The organism is Sandarakinorhabdus rubra (genome assembly GCF_010994245.1).
Lineage (GTDB): Bacteria > Pseudomonadota > Alphaproteobacteria > Sphingomonadales > Sphingomonadaceae > Sandarakinorhabdus > Sandarakinorhabdus rubra.
Genome location: NZ_WMHO01000030.1, coordinates 1 through 16,686 on the forward strand (window position 1 = coordinate 1; position 16,686 = coordinate 16,686).

Consider the following 16,686-nt stretch of genomic DNA (forward strand, 5'->3'; position numbering starts at 1 on the left):
CGGGCGGTGATGGGCGGCACGGCGTTCCTGTGGCTGATGGCGGCAGAACTGGGGCTGTCGCTGGCCTTCGGGCGCACCGCAGGCGAGCATCTCGCAGCGCTGCTGGCGCCGGCCGGCTTGCTGGGCCTGGCGGGGCAAATCCTGTTCGCGGCGCTGCCGCTCCTCGTTCGGGTCGGCCAGCGGCCGTGAGGTGGCCCCAAATGCCGGCAATGCTGCCTTGCAACATCGCGGCCCCCATGCTAGCCGCGCCGCGCAAGTGGCGGGCATCGTCTGCCGCGCCCTTTTGTCATATCCGAACCAGAGCGGGGCTGAAGCCTTGGACGCACAGATTTCTTCCAGCGTGGCCACCGGCCTTTCCGGTCGCTATGCGCGCGCGCTGTTCGAACTGGCAGTTTCGGGCAAGGCGCTGGGCGCGGTCGAGGCCAGCCTCAAGTCGCTGCGGGAGGCGCTGGACGAATCGACTGACCTGCAGTCCCTGATCTCATCCCCGCTGGTCGGGCGCGGCGCTGCCGGCGCGGCCGTGGCCGGGGTGGCGGAAGGGCTGGGCGTTGACGCCCTCACCAAGAATTTCCTCGGCGTGCTTGCCGCCAATCGCCGGCTCGCCCTGCTGCCGGCGGTGATCCGCGATTTTGCGGCGCTGAACGCGGCCCGCAAGGGCGAAGTGACGGCGCAGGTGACCAGCGCCCACAAGCTTTCGGCAGCGCAATCCAAGGCGCTGGCCGCCAAGTTGAAGGCCGGCATCGGCCGCGACGTGACTCTGGACGTGCGGGTTGATCCCGCCATCCTCGGCGGCCTCGTGGTGCGTGTGGGCAGCCGCATGATCGACAGCAGTTTGAAGACCCGGCTCGACAATCTCGGCCTGGCGCTGAAAGCCTGAGAAGGACCCAAAGATGGACATCAACGCCGCCGAAATCTCGCGGATCATCAAGGACCAGATCGCCAATTTCGGCACCGAGGCGCAGGTCTCGGAAGTCGGCCAGGTGCTGAGCGTGGGCGACGGCATCGCCCGCGTGCACGGCCTCGACAATGTGCAGGCCGGCGAGATGGTGGAATTTCCCGGCGGCATCAAGGGCATGGCCCTGAACCTCGAGACCGACAATGTCGGCATCGTGATCTTCGGTTCGGACAGCGCCATCAAGGAAGGCGACACCGTCAAGCGCACCGGCACCATCGTCGACGTGCCGGTGGGCAAGGGCCTCTTGGGCCGCGTCGTTGACGGCCTGGGCAACCCGATCGACGGCAAGGGGCCGCTCACCGACGTCACGCGCATGCGCGTCGAGGTGAAGGCGCCGGGCATCATCCCGCGCAAGTCCGTGCACGAACCGATGCAGACCGGTCTGAAGGCGCTCGACGCCCTGGTGCCCGTCGGCCGCGGCCAGCGCGAGCTGATCATCGGTGACCGCCAGACTGGCAAGACCGCTGTCGCCATCGACACCTTCATCAACCAGAAGGGCGTCAACGCCGGGGATGATGAATCGAAGAAGCTCTATTGCATCTATGTCGCCGTCGGCCAGAAGCGCTCGACCGTGGCGCAGATCGTGCGCCAGCTCGAAGAAAATGGCGCCATGGAATATTCGATCGTGGTCGCCGCCACCGCGTCGGAACCGGCGCCGCTGCAGTTCCTGGCGCCCTACACCGGCTGCACCATGGGCGAGTTTTTCCGCGACAACGGCATGCACGCCGTGATCGTCTATGACGACCTGTCGAAGCAGGCGGTCGCCTATCGCCAGATGTCGCTGTTGCTGCGCCGCCCGCCGGGCCGCGAAGCCTATCCGGGCGACGTCTTCTATCTGCACAGCCGCCTGCTGGAGCGCGCCGCCAAGATGAACGACGCCAACGGCAATGGCTCGCTGACCGCGCTGCCGATCATCGAGACGCAGGCCGGTGACGTTTCGGCGTACATCCCGACCAACGTGATCTCGATCACCGATGGCCAGATCTTCCTCGAAACCGAGCTGTTCTATCAAGGCGTCCGCCCGGCCATCAACGTCGGCCTGTCGGTGAGCCGCGTCGGCTCGGCCGCGCAGACCAAGGCGATGAAGAAGGTGGCGGGCAGCATCAAGCTGGAGCTGGCCCAGTATCGCGAGATGGCTGCCTTCGCGCAGTTCGGCTCCGACCTCGATGCCTCGACCCAGAAGCTGCTGAACCGGGGCAAGCGGCTGACCGAGCTCCTGAAGCAGGGCCAGTTCAAGCCGATGCCGTTCGAAGACCAGGTCGTGTCGATCTTCGCCGGCGTCAACGGCTTCCTCGATGGCATCGAAGCCACGGCGGTCACCCGCTTCGAAGCCTCGCTCCTGAGCCACATCAAGAGCAGCCATGCCGACATCCTGGCCGACATCCGCGACAAGAAGGACCTGAGCGCCGACACCATCGCCAAGCTGAAGGACGTGATCGGCGCCTTCGCCAAGACCTTCGGTTAAGGAAGCGGCGGCGTGCCCAGCCTCAAGAGCCTGAAGACCCGCATCACCTCGGTGAAGTCGACGCAGAAGATCACCAAGGCGATGAAGATGGTGGCGGCCGCCAAGCTGCGGCGCGCACAGGAAGCCGCGGAGGCCGCGCGCCCCTATTCGGGGCGCATGGCCGCGGTGATGGCGAGCCTTGCCAGCAAGGTCACGGTGGGGACGGAAAGCCCGCGCCTGCTCGCCGGCACCGGCAATGACAAGGTGCATCTGCTGGTCATCTGCTCGTCGGAGCGCGGCCTGGCCGGCGGCTTCAACAGCAACATCGCCAAGCTCGCTCGCCGCACCCTCGAGGAACTCCAGGGCCAGGGCAAGACGGTGAAGCTGCTGTTCGTCGGCAAGAAGGCGCGCGCGCCCTTCGCCCGCACCCACAAGGAGCTGATTGTCGGCACGGTCGACATGAGCCACATCAAGAGCGTGGCCTTCGCCGACGCCAAGGCGGTCGCCGATGACGTGGTCGCCCGGTTCGAGGCGGGCGAGTTCGACGTCGCCCACCTGTTCTTCTCCACCTTCCGCTCGGCCCTGAACCAGGAGCCGACGCGGCTGCAGATCATCCCGGCGGCGCTGCCCGCGACTGGCGATGCCACCGGTGCCGAGGCCAGCGTGGAGTATGAGCCGGACGAGGAGGCCATCCTCGCCGATCTGCTGCCCAAGAATCTCGCCGTGCAGGTCTTCCGCGCACTGCTCGAAAATGCCGCGTCCGAACAGGGCAGCCGCATGACCGCGATGGACAACGCCACCCGCAACGCCGGCGACATGATCAACCGGCTCACCATCACCTACAACCGCACGAGACAGGCCGCGATCACCAAGGAACTGATCGAGATCATCTCGGGGGCGGAGGCGTTGTAAATGGGCACCTGGGGCCACCTGTTCGACCAGAATGATGACGCGGTCGGATTCCTGATGGAATTGGCGTATACGCCCGCTTGGGAAATGGTGGAAACTGCCTTGCAAACTTTTGCGGCATCGCAAGATGACTTCGATGTTGATGTTTCCTATGCGGCTGCAGAAATCGTCGCTGCGGGGATGGGACGCCCCGCTGTGCCTGCCGGGGAACGGATGAGCGTGGTCGAAAGCACTGAGCCGCACCTGCCTTTTGATTGGCGCAAGGTCGTTTCATGGGCACAAACTGACAGGGAAGCGGCACGGCGGCTCGCGCCTTTGGCTCTAACTGTTGTCGAAGCCATTCCTGCGAATGAATCTCTGCGCGGCGAATGGGAAGACGCCGGCGAACTAGACGGTTGGCTCGGCGGACTATTGGACCTCCATCTGCGCCTGCAAGCTAGTATTGATGAATCTCGGAAGGATTGATTCCATGGCCAACACTACCAACAATGTCGGGCGCATCAGCCAGGTCATCGGCGCCGTTGTCGACGTGACCTTCGAAGGCGAACTGCCGGCCATCCTCTCGGCGCTGGAAACCCGCGTCGGCGGCAACCGCCTTGTGCTCGAAGTCGCCCAGCACCTCGGTGAGAACGCCGTGCGCACCATCGCCATGGACGCCACCGACGGCCTGGTGCGCGGCCAGGAAGTGACCGACACCGGCAGCCAGATCCGCGTGCCGGTTGGCCCGGCCACGCTGGGCCGCATCATGAACGTCATCGGCGAGCCGATCGACGAGCGCGGCCCCATCGACCAGACCAACACCGCGCCGATCCACGCCCCGGCCCCGGAATTCGTCGACCAGTCGACCGAATCGAGCATCCTCGTCACCGGCATCAAGGTGATCGACCTGTTGGCCCCCTACGCCAAGGGCGGCAAGATCGGCCTGTTCGGCGGCGCCGGCGTCGGCAAGACCGTGCTGATCCAGGAACTGATCAACAACATCGCCAAGGGCCACGGCGGCACCTCGGTGTTTGCCGGCGTGGGTGAGCGCACCCGCGAAGGCAATGATCTTTATCACGAATTCCTCGAAGCCGGGGTCATCGCTTCGGACGCCGATGGCAACGCCATTTCCGAAGGCTCCAAGGTGGCGCTGGTCTATGGCCAGATGAACGAGCCGCCCGGCGCCCGCGCCCGCGTCGCGCTTTCGGGCCTGACCATCGCCGAATATTTCCGCGACGTCGAAGGCCAGGACGTGCTGTTCTTCGTGGACAATATCTTCCGCTTCACCCAGGCCGGCTCGGAAGTGTCGGCGCTGCTGGGCCGCATCCCGTCGGCGGTGGGCTATCAGCCGACACTGGCCACCGACATGGGCGCCCTGCAGGAGCGCATCACGTCGACCAACAAGGGCTCGATCACCTCGGTGCAGGCCATCTACGTGCCCGCCGACGACTTGACCGACCCGGCGCCGGCCACCAGCTTCGCCCACCTTGACGCCACCACCGTGCTGAGCCGCGCGATCTCCGAACTCGGCATCTATCCGGCGGTCGATCCGCTCGATTCGACCAGCCGCGTGCTGGAGCCGCGCATCGTCGGCGAGGAACATTATGCCGTCGCCCGCTCGGTCCAGGAAATCCTGCAGAAGTACAAGAGCCTGCAGGACATCATCGCGATCCTGGGCATGGACGAGCTGTCGGAAGAGGACAAGCTGACCGTGTCGCGCGCCCGCAAGATCCAGCGCTTCCTGAGCCAGCCGTTCCACGTCGCCGAAATCTTCACCGGTTCGCCCGGCGTGTTCGTGAGCGTGGAAGACACGATCAAGGGCTTCAAGGCGGTGGTGAACGGCGAGTATGACCATCTGCCGGAGGCGGCCTTCTACATGGTCGGCACCATCGAGGACGCAGTCGCCAAGGCCCAGAAGCTGGCCGCGGACGCGGCGTAACCCATGGCGGACCTGCTCGATTTCGAACTCGTCTCGCCCGAGCGCCGGCTGGCAAAGGCCAAGGTGGCGATGGTGGTCGTGCCCGGCAGCGAAGGCGACTTCGGTGTGCTGGCCGGCCATGCGCCGATGATGTCGACCATCCGCCCCGGTGCCATCGCCATCCATGAAACCGATGGCGGGCCGGCGACGATGCGCTTCTTCATCGAGGGCGGCTTTGCCGAGGTGACGGCCACCGGCCTCACCATCCTCGCCGAAAAGGCCACGCCCGTCGCCGAGATCGACGTGGCCGCCGTGGCCAGCGAGCTGGCGTCCGCCCGCGCCGCCGGTGACGAAGCTGCCGTCGCGCGGCTGGAAGCGATGCAGGCGGCCGCCACGAACTGAGGTTCAGCCGCCAGCAAGGCTGGTGATGGCACGCAAGATTGGCGGTTCCCCCGTTGGCACAAACCGCCTAATCTGAACGGGAAGTCCCCCGTGGAGCCTGCATCGATGCGCCGCCTGACCGCCGTTCTTGTCCTGGTTGCAGCGGCGCCGCTGGGCGCCCAACAACAGCCGGCCAATCCCACCACGGCGCCGCCGCGCCCCTCCATGCTGAAGCCCAGCGACCTGCCATCCGGAGACGGCAGCCAGCCCCGCCAGCGGCTGGTGACCGTGTTCGGCAACGAGGAATGCCCCAAGCCAAGCTCCGCTGACGAAGTGGTGGTGTGCGCGCGCCTGCCGGAATCAGAGGTCTATCGCATCCCCGAACCCTTGCGGAAGGCGCAGACCCGCCAGAGCGTGCTGACCCAGAACCGGGCCCTGCTGCTGGGCAGCGGCACCGGCGGCGCCGGCAACAGCATCGGCAGCTGCAGCGTGGTCGGCCCCGGCGGCATGACCGGCTGCAACCAAAGGCAGGCGGAAGCCTGGGCGCAGGATCGCACCAACCGCATGGGTTACAATGAGGAAACACCCCGGAACTGATAGCGTAACGGGCAGCGCAACGAAAAGGGGCGCCGGTTCGCACCGGCGCCCCTTTTTGTTGTCGCTGCGCTCAGCGCACCGGCTTGATGGTCGGCGGCTTGTCCGGCCGCGCCGGATCGAAGCGCACGCGCACCGTCTCGCCGCTGTTGCCGGGGAAGTTGGTGAACATCGCTGTCACCAGGTTGGGCACCAGCTGGGTGAGGTTGTTGCTGCTGCTGGTGGTTTCGGCGCGGCCTTCGAACACGCTCTTCTTGTCGGCGTTGCGGTTGATGCGCATCGCCACCACGGCATTGTAGGTGGTGACGCTGTAGACGTCGTTGCCGCCCCAGCCGCCGAAGCCCGGGCCCCAGCCGCCGCCCCAATAGGGGTTCCAGCCAAAGCCGCCGAAGCCGCCGCCCCAGCCGCCCCAGCCGCCCCAGCCGAAGCCGGGGCGCGAGCGGACCTTCTCGCGCGGATCGGTGACATTATAGTCGAGCTGGACGGTCATCGCCGCCGCATCCGGGCCGCTGGCTTCCTGGAAGCCGGCGGCGATCAGCCGCTGGCGCACCAGATTGGCGTAGGTGGCGAACTCCAGCCCGCCTTCATTGGCCTTGTCGCGCGGCTCGATAACGAAGCTGTTGCCAGCCGGCGCCGGCAGTTGCTGGAAGCGGGCCACCCGCGCCTCGAACGGCGACACGCAGGCCGAAAGCGCCAGGGCAGCCGCCACCGGCAGTACCAGACGGACGTTCGGGCTGATCTTCTTCATGAGTCGGTGCTCCACCTTACGAGAATGCAATGTTAGCCGCGAACTTATGCCCGCACAACTGACTGGCCGATGAATGGCCCGTCCTGCCGCAAGCGGCGCCCGCGCTTCATCGCCAGTTACGATCGGAACCCCACCGCCCGATGCACCTCGGCCAACACCGGCTCGGCAATGGCCAGCGCCCGCTCGGCACCGCGGGCGCAGATGGCCTCGATCGCCGCCGTGTCATCCTTCAGCGCCGTGAAGCGCTGCGTGATCGGCGCCAGCTTCGCCACCATCACGTCGGCCAGCGCCGGCTTGAAGGCGCCGAAGCCCTTGCCGCCAAATTCGGCCAGAACCGCATCCACCGTGCGGTCCGACAGCGCCGCCATCAGGTTGACGAGGTTGGCCGCCTCCGGCCGTCCGGCGAGGCCGGCCGGTTCACTGGGCAGCGCCTCGGGATCGGTCTTGGCGCGCTTCACCTTGGCGGCGATGGCGTCGGCATCGTCGGTCAGGTTGATGCGGCTCTGGTCGCTGGGGTCGCTCTTCGACATCTTTGCCGTGCCGTCGCGCAGGGACATGACGCGCGTCGCCGGTCCCTCGATCACCGGCTCGGGCGGTGGGAACAGATCGACGCCCATGTCGTTGTTGAACTTGATGGCGATGTCACGCGCCAGCTCCAGATGCTGCTTCTGGTCCTCCCCCACCGGCACATGGGTGGCCTTGTAGGCCAGGATGTCGGCGGCCTGCAGCACCGGATAGGTATAAAGGCCCACCGAGGCGCCCTCGCGGTCCTTGCCGCTCTTTTCCTTGAACTGGGTCATGCGGTTGAGCCAGCCGACTCGCGCCGTGCACATCAGCACCCAGGCCAGTTCGGCATGCACCCGCACCCGGCTCTGCGGGAACAGGATGCAGCGTTCAGGGTCGAGCCCGGCCGCGATCAGCGCCGCCACCATCTCGTGAATGCCGCGCCGCAGGGTTGCCGGATCCTGCGCCACGGTGATGGCGTGGAGATCGACGACCGAGAAGATGCACTCGGCCTCGTTCTGCAGGCGCACCCAGTTGCGGATGGCGCCCAGATAATTGCCGAGGTGGAGATTGCCGGTGGGCTGGATGCCCGAAAAGACCCGTTTCATCCCAGAAGCACCTATCGTTTCCGTTTCAGTTTCGCCGCGAGGCCATTGAAGGTGAACAGCCCCAGCGCGCGCGCCGCCGCCAGATAGGCGAGGCCACCCGCTCCAAGCAACAGCGCCAGCGCCAGCCCACGCGCCAGCAGCCCCGGGCCGGGCACCGGCAACAGCTGCCGAAGCAGCAGCAGCACGGCCAGCATGGCCAGCGTGGCCGCGACATAGCGCGGCAGACTGGCCCGCGCGCCGGCATCCAGCGTGAACTGGCCGCGACGATTGAGCAGCCAGGCCAGCACGCCGGCATTGCTCCACGCCGCGATTGCCGTGCCCACGGCGATGCCGACATGACCCAGGGGCCAGATCAGCACGAGGTTTGCCCCGAGGTTGATCAGCATGGCCGCCACCGCCACGCGCACCGGCGTTGCCGTGTCGCCGCGGGCGTGGAAGCCGGGGGTGAGCACCTTGATCAGCACATAGGCCGGCAGCCCCAGGGCAAAGGCGCTCAGCGCCGCCGCAGTGGCCGCGGTGTCGGCGGCGCCGAACTGGCCATGTTCGAACAACAGGTTGATGATCGGCACCGCCACGAGCGCCAGGCCGGCGGCCGCCGGCAGGGTGAGCAGCAGCACCAGCTCGATCGCGCGGTTCTGCTGGGCGATCGCGGCCGGCGCATCATCGGCGCCGATCAGCCGCGACATGGTGGGCAATAGCGCGGTGCCGACCCCGATGCCGATGATGCCCAGCGGCAGCTGGTTGAGGCGATCGGCATAATAGAGCCAGCTGACCGCGCCCTCGCCCAGGAAGCGCGCGGCGAGCGCGGTGGAAATGACGAGGTTGATCTGCACGGCCCCGGCCCCCAGCGCCGCTGGCACGATCAGCGCCATCAGCTGGCGCACCTGCGGCGTGAGCCGGGGCAGCCTGAGCCGCAGCGAAATCCCGGCCTGCCGACACGAACACATCAGCCAGACCAGCTGGGCCACGCCGCCCAGCGTGACGCACAGTGCCTGCACGCGGCCAACGAGGACATCCTCGGACCCGCGCGACCACAGCAGTCCGGCAATCAGCACCAGGTTCAACAGGATCGGCGCGGCGGCATTGACGGCAAAGCGGCCCACCGAGTTCAGCAAGCCACCCAGCAACGAGACGAGACTGATCAGCGCCAGGTAGGGAAAGGTCAATCGGGTGAAATCGACGGTGAGCGCGAACTTGCCCGGCGCGCCATCGGGAAAGCCGCCCGTGAGCGCCCACACCACCGGAGCGGCCGCCGCCACCATCACCACGGTGAAGGCCAGCAGCACAGGCAGCAGCACGGCCAGCACATCCTCGGCAAAGCGGCGGGCGCCCTCGATGCGCCCACCGTCGGCGCCCACCTGACGGTTGAACATCGGCACGAAGGCCGAGGCAAAGGCGCCTTCGGCAAAGAGCGCGCGGAACAGGTTGGGCAGGCGCTGCGCGATCAGGAAGGCGTCTGCCGCCATGCCAGCGCCCAGGAAGCTGGCCTGCAGCACATCGCGCACGAACCCGCCGATGCGCGACAGCAGGGTGAGGCTGCCGATGGTGGCGGTGGCGCGGACGAGGCTCATCGCGAAGCGCCCAAACAATTCGGATGCTTGGCGCGCGTGCCGCGCGCCGACAGGCGCAAGTGCGGCCGGGCGGGCAGCGCGCGCTCATGCGCGCTGAACCGCTTCGACGTCACGGCGCGGCTCTGCCGCGACGCTGCCCTGAACGAGATAACCAGACCCCTCACCCCGCTCGCTTGCCGCGAGTCGACCCTCTCCCGCAAGGGGAGAGGGGAAGCATCAGGCATTTCCAACCTGGCCCTGTTGCTGCTGGGCCAGATAGAGCTGCCCGAAATCGATCGGATCCAGCATCAGCGGCGGGAAGCCGCCGTCACGCACGGCATCGGCAATGATGCGGCGGGCGAAGGGGAACAGGATGCGCGGCGCCTCGATGATGCAGAAGGGCTCCAGCGCCTCTTCCGGCACGTTCTTCAGGCCGAACAGCCCGGCATAGAGCAGTTCCACCATGAAGGCGGCATTGCCGTCCACATCGGCCTTGGCGCTGATCTTCAGCTCGACCTCGAACACGTCGTCTGCCGCCTTGCGGGCATTGACGCCCACGTTGACGTCGATACGCGGTTGGGCCTGCACCTGCAGGCTGCCCGGCGCATTGGGGTTCTCGAACGACAGGTCCTTCACATACTGGGTGAGGATCGCCACCTGCGGCAGCGGCTCGTCGCCACCATCAAAGCCATTTTCTGGGTTGGCGCCCAGGTCATTCTCGTCGGCCATGCTGGCGATCCTTCCTGAAGCGCTTATTCGTCGTCACCGAAGCTTTCGACCTGGCCCGAATCCTGGCCCTTGGCGTCCACGTCGCGGTCCACGAACTCGATGATCGCCATAGGCGTGGCGTCGGAGCGGCGGATGCCGGCCTTGACCACGCGGACATAACCGCCCGGCCGGTCCGCATAGCGCGCGGCCAGCACGTCGAACAGCTTCACCAGTTGGGTGTTGTCCTGCAGGCGGGCGTGGGCGAGGCGGCGGTTCGACAGGCCGCCATGCTTGGCCAGCGTCACCAGCTTCTCGACATAGGGACGCAACTCCTTGGCCTTGGGAAGCGTCGTCTTGATCTGCTCGTGCTTGATCAGGCTGGCCGACATGTTCCGCAGCATCGCAAGGCGATGGCTGGTGGTGCGGCCGAGTTTGCGATGGGCAACGCCGTGGCGCATGTGTCTTGCTCCGTTCGTTCAGGGGCCGTGCAAGGTACCCCGGACCAGGCTGATGATGGGGTCAGCCAGTTTCCCCTTTTGCTCTCTCGGGGAGAGCGCCCGTGGCAAAGCCACGGGCTGACGTCAGACCGGTTCCGCTTGGCCGCTGAGGCGGCCGCGCGGCCCGGCTGGCCGCCGCTCGGTCGAGTCTGGCCGCAACGCTGCGCGTTGCTGCCAGCCGACCGGCTTAAAACTCCTGTTCCAGCTTCTTGGCCATTTCCTCGATGTTCTCGGGCGGCCAGCCGGGGATTTCCATGCCGAGCCGCAGGCCCATCTGGGACAGGACTTCCTTGATCTCGTTCAGCGACTTGCGGCCGAAGTTCGGCGTGCGCAGCATCTCGCTCTCGGTCTTCTGCACGAGATCGCCGATGTAGATGATGTTGTCGTTCTTGAGGCAGTTGGCCGAACGCACCGACAGTTCCAGCTCGTCCACCTTCTTGAGCAGGTAGCGGTTGATGCTGGCGGTATCGTCCACTTCCACCGGGCCGCCGGGCACGGCATGCGTCACCGGGGCGGAGACAGCGGCTTCCTCGAAGTTGACGAACAGCTGCAGCTGGTCCTGCAGGATCTTGGCGGCATAGGCCAGCGCATCTTCCGGCGACAGGCTGCCATCGGTGTCGACCGAGATGGTCAGCTTGTCATAGTCAAGCTCCTGGCCGACGCGGGTCGGATCCACCTTGTAGCTGACCTGGCGCACCGGCGAGTAGAGCGCATCAACCGGGATCAGGCCGATCGGCGCATCGGCCGGGCGGTTGGCGCTGGCCGGCACATAGCCCTTACCGGTTTCCACCGTCAGTTCCATGTTCAGCGTGGCGCCGGCATCCAGGTTGCAGATCACCAGATCCTTGTTCATCACCTCCATGTCGCCGGTCACGGCGATCTGGCCGGCGGTGACCGGGCCCGGGCCGGTGGCGTTCAGGAAGACGCGCTTGGCCTGATCACCGGCCATGCGGATTGCCACCTGCTTGATGTTCAGCACGATGTCGGTCACGTCCTCGCGCACGCCCGGCAGGCTGGAGAATTCGTGCAGCGCCCCGTCCATCTTGATGGCGGTGATCGCCGCGCCCTGCAGCGAGGACAGCAGCACGCGGCGCAGCGCGTTGCCCAGCGTCAGGCCGAAGCCGCGTTCCAGCGGTTCAGCAACGAAGGATGCCTTGTGCCGGCCATCGCCGCTGGGGCGCTGCTCCAGGCGATTGGGCTTTTTCAGTTCGGTCCAGTTCTTGGCGATGACGGCCACGGGGTTCACCTCGGTCTGGAGTGCGGGAATCTGGAGAGGGTCTTGGGAAGAGCGGATCGTCACCCGCCCGTCCGTCGGCCCAGAAAGTCGAGCGCGGGGCCCACAAGGGACCGGCGCCGGGGCGGACGGATCAGACGCGACGACGCTTGGGCGGGCGCACGCCGTTGTGCGGGATCGGCGTCACATCGCGGATGGCCGTGATGGTGAAGCCCACCGCCTGCAGCGCGCGCAGCGCCGATTCGCGGCCAGAACCGGGGCCGCGCACTTCCACTTCCAGCGTGCGCACGCCATGTTCGGCGGCCTTCTTGCCGGCGTCTTCGGCGGCCATCTGCGCCGCGAACGGCGTCGACTTGCGGCTGCCCTTGAAGCCCATGGTCCCGGCCGAAGACCAGGCAATGGCATTGCCCTGGGCATCGGTGATGGTGATCATGGTGTTGTTGAAGCTGGCGTTCACATGCGCGACGCCGCTGGTGATGTTCTTGCGTTCCCTGCGCTTGATGCGGGCAACTTCGCGAGCCATTTCAAATATCCCTGAAAAGCGGTGGGCCAGTGGTGAGGAAGCGTAGCAGCGGGGTAAGCGCGCTTACTTCTTCTTGCCGGCGATCGGCTTGGCCTTGCCCTTGCGGGTGCGGGCGTTGGTGTGGGTGCGCTGGCCGCGCACGGGCAGGCCCTTGCGATGGCGCAGGCCACGATAGCAGGCGAGATCCATCAGGCGCTTGATGTTCATCGCGTTCTGGCGGCGCAGGTCACCTTCCACGGTGAGCTCGCGGTCGATCTTCTCGCGGATCGACAGGATCTCGGCGTCGGTCAGGTCCTGCACCCGGCGCTCCGGCGGGAAGCCCAGTTCGGCAGCCAGGCGGCTGGCGGTGGTGCGGCCGATGCCATGGATATAGGTGAGCGCGATTTCCACGCGCTTGTTGGTCGGGATGTTGACACCCGCAATACGTGCCACAGTTGTTGTCCTTTCGCGCTCCACGGCGCCCGGGGCAAGGGGCAGCCATCTCAAAGCAATTTGCCGCCAAAGGAACGAGCCGGCTGCCCATCGGGGGCGCCGGTTGCCATTCCGTTCATGCGGAAGAGGCGGCGTTAGCGGTGAGTCGTGCGAATGTCAAGCCGCCCTGCGCCGCACGGCGCCGGGCGCCGGCTCAGGCGTCGAGAATGGCGTCGATGCTGCCCGCCACCGCGTCCATGCTGGCCATGCCGTCGACGCGGGCGACGATGCCACGCGACTGGTAGTGCGGGATGATCGGCGCGGTCTTGGCGCGATACTCGGCCATGCGCTGCCGCACGGTCGAGGCATTGTCGTCGGCGCGGCGCTTGAACGCGTGGCCGCCGCACACGTCGCAGGTGTCGGCCACCTTGGGCAGCTTGTAGCGATCATGATAGCCTTCGCCACAGCTGCCGCAGGTGAAGCGGCCGGTGATGCGGTCCACCAGCGCGTCTTCGTCCACCACCAGTTCGATGACATGGTCGATCTGCAGCCCCTTGTCGCCCAGCATCGCATCAAGCGCATCGGCCTGCACGTCGGTGCGCGGATAGCCATCGAGAATGAAGCCGGCACGCGCGTCCGGCTGGTCCAGCCGTTCCGAGAGGATGCCGTTGACGATCTCGTCGGAGACGAGCCCGCCGGCGTCCATCACCGCCTTGGCGGCGAGGCCCACCGGCGTGCCGGCGGCCACGGCGGCGCGCAGCATGTCACCGGTGGACAGCTGGACCATGCCGCGCTCCTTCACGAGGCGGCTGGCCTGGGTGCCCTTGCCCGCCCCCGGCGGGCCCAGCAGGATGAGGTTCAACGGCGATTCCCCCTGAGTTTGGACTTCTTGATGAGTCCCTCATATTGATGGGCCAGCATGTGGCTCTGGATCTGGGCCACCGTGTCCATCGTCACGTTGACCACGATCAACAGCGACGTGCCACCGAAATAGAAGGGCACCTTCAGCTCGCTGATCAGGAATTCCGGCAGCAGGCAGATGGCGGTGAGATAGGCGGCGCCAATGACCGTCAGCCGGGTGAGCACGAAATCGAGATATTCCGCGGTGCGCGCGCCGGGCCGGATGCCGGGCACGAAGCCGCCATACTTCTTCAGATTCTCGGCCGTTTCCTCGGGGTTGAACACCACCGCGGTGTAGAAGAAGCTGAAGAAGATGATGCCGGCGGCATAGAGGATCATGTAGAGCGGCGCGCCGTGCTGGAGCGCGGTGGTCACCGTGGTCAACCATTCCGGCGCATTGCCCTGCTGGCTGAGGAACTGCGCCACGGTCAGCGGCATCAGCAGCAGCGAGCTGGCGAAGATCGGCGGGATCACGCCCGAGGTGTTGATCTTCAGCGGCAGGAAGCTGGAATCGCCCTGGAACATGCGATTGCCGACCTGGCGCTTGGGATACTGGATCAGGATCTTCCTGACCGCGCGTTCGAACACGCAGATGACGGCGATGGTCGCCAGCGCCACCACCGCGATCAGCAGCACGAAGCCGGTCGACAGCGCGCCGGTGCGGCCCTGTTCGAACATGGTGCCGAGCGCGACGGGCAGCTGCGCCACGATGCCGGCCATGATGATCAGCGAGATGCCGTTGCCGATGCCGCGGCTGGTGATCTGTTCACCCAGCCACATCAGGAACATGGTGCCGCCGAGCAGCGAGATCACCGTCGAGATGCGGAAGAACCAGCCCGGATCGATGACCGCCGAAACACCCTGGCCGGCGCCCCAGCCTTCCAGGCCGACGGCAATGCCATAGCCCTGCAGGATGGTGAGGAACACCGTGCCATAGCGGGTATACTGGTTCAGCGTCTTGCGCCCGGCCTCGCCTTCCTTCTTCAGCGCCATGAAGCTGGGCACGAGGCTGGTGAGCAGCTGCACCACGATGGAGGCGGTGATGTAGGGCGTGACGCCCAGCGCGATCAGGCTCATGCGTTCGAGCGCGCCGCCGGAGAACATGTTGAAGAAATCGAGGACGCCGCCGCGCGTCTGTTCGAACAGGCTGGAAAGGGCGAGCGGATCAATGCCGGGCAGCGGCACGAAGCTGATCAGCCGGAACACCACCAGGGCGCCCAGCGTGAACCAGATGCGGTTCTTGAGCTCGGTGGCCTTGGAGAAATTGGCGAACGAGAGGTTCGCGGCCATCTTGTCGGCGGCTGACGCCATTGCACCTTCACCCGGTCAAAGAGGACGGCAAACGCCGCGTATCGGCCCTCATGTAGGCGACACGCGGCGCGATTGCCATGGGGTCGATTGCCCCGACCCCGTTACTTCCCGGCCTTGGCGGCGCGGGCGGCGGCGCGGGCGGCCTTCTGCTCGTCGCGGCTCAGCGGTTCCGGCGGCGGCGGCGGCAGCTCGATCGAGCCACCGGCGGCTTCCACGGCGGCCTTGGCCGAGGCCGAGGCGCCGGCCAGCTTCAGCGTCACCTTGGCGGTGAGCGCGCCGACACCCAGCAGGCGCACGCCGTCGCGGGCGTGGGTCAGCACCTTGGCCGCCACCAGCGCTTCGGCATCGATCACCGCCTTGGTATCCAGCTTGCCGGCGTCGATCGCGGCCTGCAGGGTGCCGAGGTTGATGACGGCATAATCCTTGCGGAAGATGTTGTTGAAGCCGCGCTTGGGCAGCCGCATGTGCAGCGGCATCTGGCCGCCTTCGAAGCCGTTGATGGCGACGCCCGAACGGCTGGTCTGGCCCTTCTGGCCGCGCCCGGCGGTCTTGCCGAGGCCGGAGCCGATGCCGCGGCCGACGCGCACGCGCTTCTTGCGGGCGCCGGGATTGTCATGGAGATGATTGAGCTTGGTCGTCATGGGATGCACTCGCTTTCGCTTACGCGCGGGATGGGGGTGGCGTTCAGGCCAGTTCTTCGACCTTCACGAGGTGGGCCACGCGGGCGATCATGCCACGCACTTCGGGCGTGTCAGTGTGCTCGCGGCTGCGATGCAGCTTGTTGAGGCCCAGCCCGATCAGGTTCTTTTCCTGGATGGGCGCGCGGCGGATCGGCGAACCGATCTGGGTGACTTTCAGCTTGGCCATCGGTTCCTCCGTCACGCCACCGCTTCGGCTTCGGCTTCGGCCGCCTTGGCCGACACGTCGCCACGGCGCGCCAGCAGGTCGACGACCTTCTTGCCGCGCCGCTGGGCCACGCTCTTCGGGCTGACCTGGCCGGTCAGCGCCGCAAAGGTGGCGCGGATCATGTTGTAGGGGTTGTTGGTGCCCACCGACTTGGTGACCACGTCGGCAACGCCCAGCGATTCGAACACGGCGCGCATCGGGCCGCCGGCGATGATGCCGGTGCCCTGCGTGGCCGAGCGGACATAGACCTTGCCGGCGCCGAAATGGCCGAAGCCATCATGGTGCAGGGTGCGGCCATCGCGCAGCGGCACGCGGATCATCGCCTTCTTGGCAGCGGCCGTCGCCTTGGCGATGGCTTCCGGCACTTCGCGCGCCTTGCCATGGCCGAAGCCGACCCGGCCCTTGCCATCGCCAACCACGACCAGCGCGGCAAAGCCGAAGCGCTTGCCGCCCTTCACCGTCTTGGACACGCGGTTGATGTGGACGAGCTTCTCGATCAGCTCCTCGCCGGCCGGCTCGCCGCTGGCTTCGCGACCACGGCGCTGGCCGCGCTCACCACGCTCGCCGCCGCCACGGTTACCACCGCGGCCGCGATCGCCGCCACGG

At 66.7% G+C, this 16,686-nt stretch carries 21 protein-coding genes; 8 read left to right on the top strand and 13 right to left on the bottom strand.

The window, feature by feature from the left end; genetic code table 11:
• The 8 genes from GJV64_RS03375 to GJV64_RS03410 form a co-directional block, all read left to right on the top strand.
• Nucleotides 1-189 (top strand): hypothetical protein (locus GJV64_RS03375; protein WP_164155873.1); only part of this gene is annotated, 189 nt, incomplete at its 5' end.
• Nucleotides 190-316: 127 nt separating this feature from the next.
• Nucleotides 317-877 carry a F0F1 ATP synthase subunit delta gene (locus GJV64_RS03380; protein WP_235927577.1) on the top strand — a complete coding sequence of 187 codons (561 nt, stop codon included), beginning with the start codon at nt 317-319 and terminating at the stop codon, nt 875-877.
• A gap of 13 nt (nt 878-890) precedes the next feature.
• Entirely contained in the window at nt 891-2,420 is a 1,530-nt protein-coding gene (gene atpA / locus GJV64_RS03385) for a F0F1 ATP synthase subunit alpha (RefSeq protein WP_164155874.1), read from the top strand.
• A 12-nt stretch (nt 2,421-2,432) separates the two neighbouring features.
• Complete coding sequence (locus GJV64_RS03390) at nt 2,433-3,311, top strand: F0F1 ATP synthase subunit gamma (protein WP_164155875.1); 879 nt, start codon at nt 2,433-2,435, stop codon at nt 3,309-3,311.
• Nucleotides 3,312-3,773 (top strand): DUF4259 domain-containing protein, encoded by a 462-nt coding sequence (locus tag GJV64_RS03395; protein WP_164155876.1) that lies wholly within the window; start codon nt 3,312-3,314, stop codon nt 3,771-3,773.
• A gap of 4 nt (nt 3,774-3,777) precedes the next feature.
• Nucleotides 3,778-5,226: a F0F1 ATP synthase subunit beta gene (gene atpD, locus GJV64_RS03400; RefSeq protein WP_164155877.1), complete on the top strand. Its 1,449-nt coding sequence runs from the start codon at nt 3,778-3,780 to the stop codon at nt 5,224-5,226.
• Nucleotides 5,227-5,229: 3 nt separating this feature from the next.
• Nucleotides 5,230-5,607 (top strand): ATP synthase F1 subunit epsilon, encoded by a 378-nt coding sequence (locus GJV64_RS03405; protein WP_164155878.1) that lies wholly within the window; start codon nt 5,230-5,232, stop codon nt 5,605-5,607.
• A gap of 105 nt (nt 5,608-5,712) precedes the next feature.
• Nucleotides 5,713-6,183, top strand: a complete 471-nt coding sequence (locus tag GJV64_RS03410; protein ID WP_164155879.1) for a hypothetical protein — start codon at nt 5,713-5,715, stop codon at nt 6,181-6,183.
• A 70-nt stretch (nt 6,184-6,253) separates the two neighbouring features.
• On the opposite strand, the gene GJV64_RS03415 is transcribed toward GJV64_RS03410, so the two are convergent.
• From GJV64_RS03415 to rpsE, 13 genes are all read right to left on the bottom strand, one after another.
• Complete coding sequence (locus GJV64_RS03415; RefSeq protein ID WP_164155880.1) at nt 6,254-6,928, bottom strand: DUF4136 domain-containing protein; 675 nt, start codon at nt 6,926-6,928, stop codon at nt 6,254-6,256.
• 116 nt (nt 6,929-7,044) lie between these two features.
• Nucleotides 7,045-8,040 carry a tryptophan--tRNA ligase gene (trpS, locus tag GJV64_RS03420; protein WP_164155881.1) on the bottom strand — a complete coding sequence of 332 codons (996 nt, stop codon included), beginning with the start codon at nt 8,038-8,040 and terminating at the stop codon, nt 7,045-7,047.
• A gap of 11 nt (nt 8,041-8,051) precedes the next feature.
• A complete protein-coding gene (gene murJ / locus GJV64_RS03425) occupies nt 8,052-9,611 on the bottom strand; it encodes a murein biosynthesis integral membrane protein MurJ (RefSeq protein WP_164155882.1) in 1,560 nt (519 codons plus the stop codon).
• Between the two features lie 216 nt (nt 9,612-9,827).
• Nucleotides 9,828-10,319 carry a protein-export chaperone SecB gene (gene secB / locus GJV64_RS03430; RefSeq protein ID WP_205599514.1) on the bottom strand — a complete coding sequence of 164 codons (492 nt, stop codon included), beginning with the start codon at nt 10,317-10,319 and terminating at the stop codon, nt 9,828-9,830.
• A 23-nt stretch (nt 10,320-10,342) separates the two neighbouring features.
• Nucleotides 10,343-10,756, bottom strand: a complete 414-nt coding sequence (gene rplQ, locus GJV64_RS03435) for a 50S ribosomal protein L17 (RefSeq protein ID WP_164155883.1) — start codon at nt 10,754-10,756, stop codon at nt 10,343-10,345.
• Between the two features lie 226 nt (nt 10,757-10,982).
• The gene (locus tag GJV64_RS03440) at nt 10,983-12,032 is read right to left on the bottom strand and encodes a DNA-directed RNA polymerase subunit alpha (RefSeq protein ID WP_164155884.1); all 1,050 of its coding nucleotides are present in this window, start codon (nt 12,030-12,032) and stop codon (nt 10,983-10,985) included.
• A gap of 130 nt (nt 12,033-12,162) precedes the next feature.
• Nucleotides 12,163-12,552, bottom strand: a complete 390-nt coding sequence (gene rpsK, locus GJV64_RS03445) for a 30S ribosomal protein S11 (protein WP_156254317.1) — start codon at nt 12,550-12,552, stop codon at nt 12,163-12,165.
• Nucleotides 12,553-12,615: 63 nt separating this feature from the next.
• Entirely contained in the window at nt 12,616-12,984 is a 369-nt protein-coding gene (gene rpsM, locus GJV64_RS03450) for a 30S ribosomal protein S13 (protein ID WP_164155885.1), read from the bottom strand.
• Nucleotides 12,985-13,177: 193 nt separating this feature from the next.
• Nucleotides 13,178-13,825, bottom strand: a complete 648-nt coding sequence (locus GJV64_RS03455) for an adenylate kinase (RefSeq protein ID WP_164155886.1) — start codon at nt 13,823-13,825, stop codon at nt 13,178-13,180.
• On the bottom strand, nt 13,822-15,174 hold the full coding sequence (secY, locus tag GJV64_RS03460; RefSeq protein ID WP_164155887.1) for a preprotein translocase subunit SecY: 1,353 nt from the start codon (nt 15,172-15,174) through the stop codon (nt 13,822-13,824). Before secY ends, GJV64_RS03455 begins: the two co-directional genes overlap by 4 nt.
• Before the next feature lie 101 nt (nt 15,175-15,275).
• A complete protein-coding gene (rplO, locus tag GJV64_RS03465) occupies nt 15,276-15,815 on the bottom strand; it encodes a 50S ribosomal protein L15 (protein WP_164155888.1) in 540 nt (179 codons plus the stop codon).
• Between the two features lie 43 nt (nt 15,816-15,858).
• The gene (rpmD, locus tag GJV64_RS03470; protein WP_164155889.1) at nt 15,859-16,041 is read right to left on the bottom strand and encodes a 50S ribosomal protein L30; all 183 of its coding nucleotides are present in this window, start codon (nt 16,039-16,041) and stop codon (nt 15,859-15,861) included.
• 11 nt (nt 16,042-16,052) lie between these two features.
• On the bottom strand, nt 16,053-16,686 hold a 634-nt coding region (gene rpsE / locus GJV64_RS03475), incomplete at its 5' end, for a 30S ribosomal protein S5 (protein WP_235927578.1).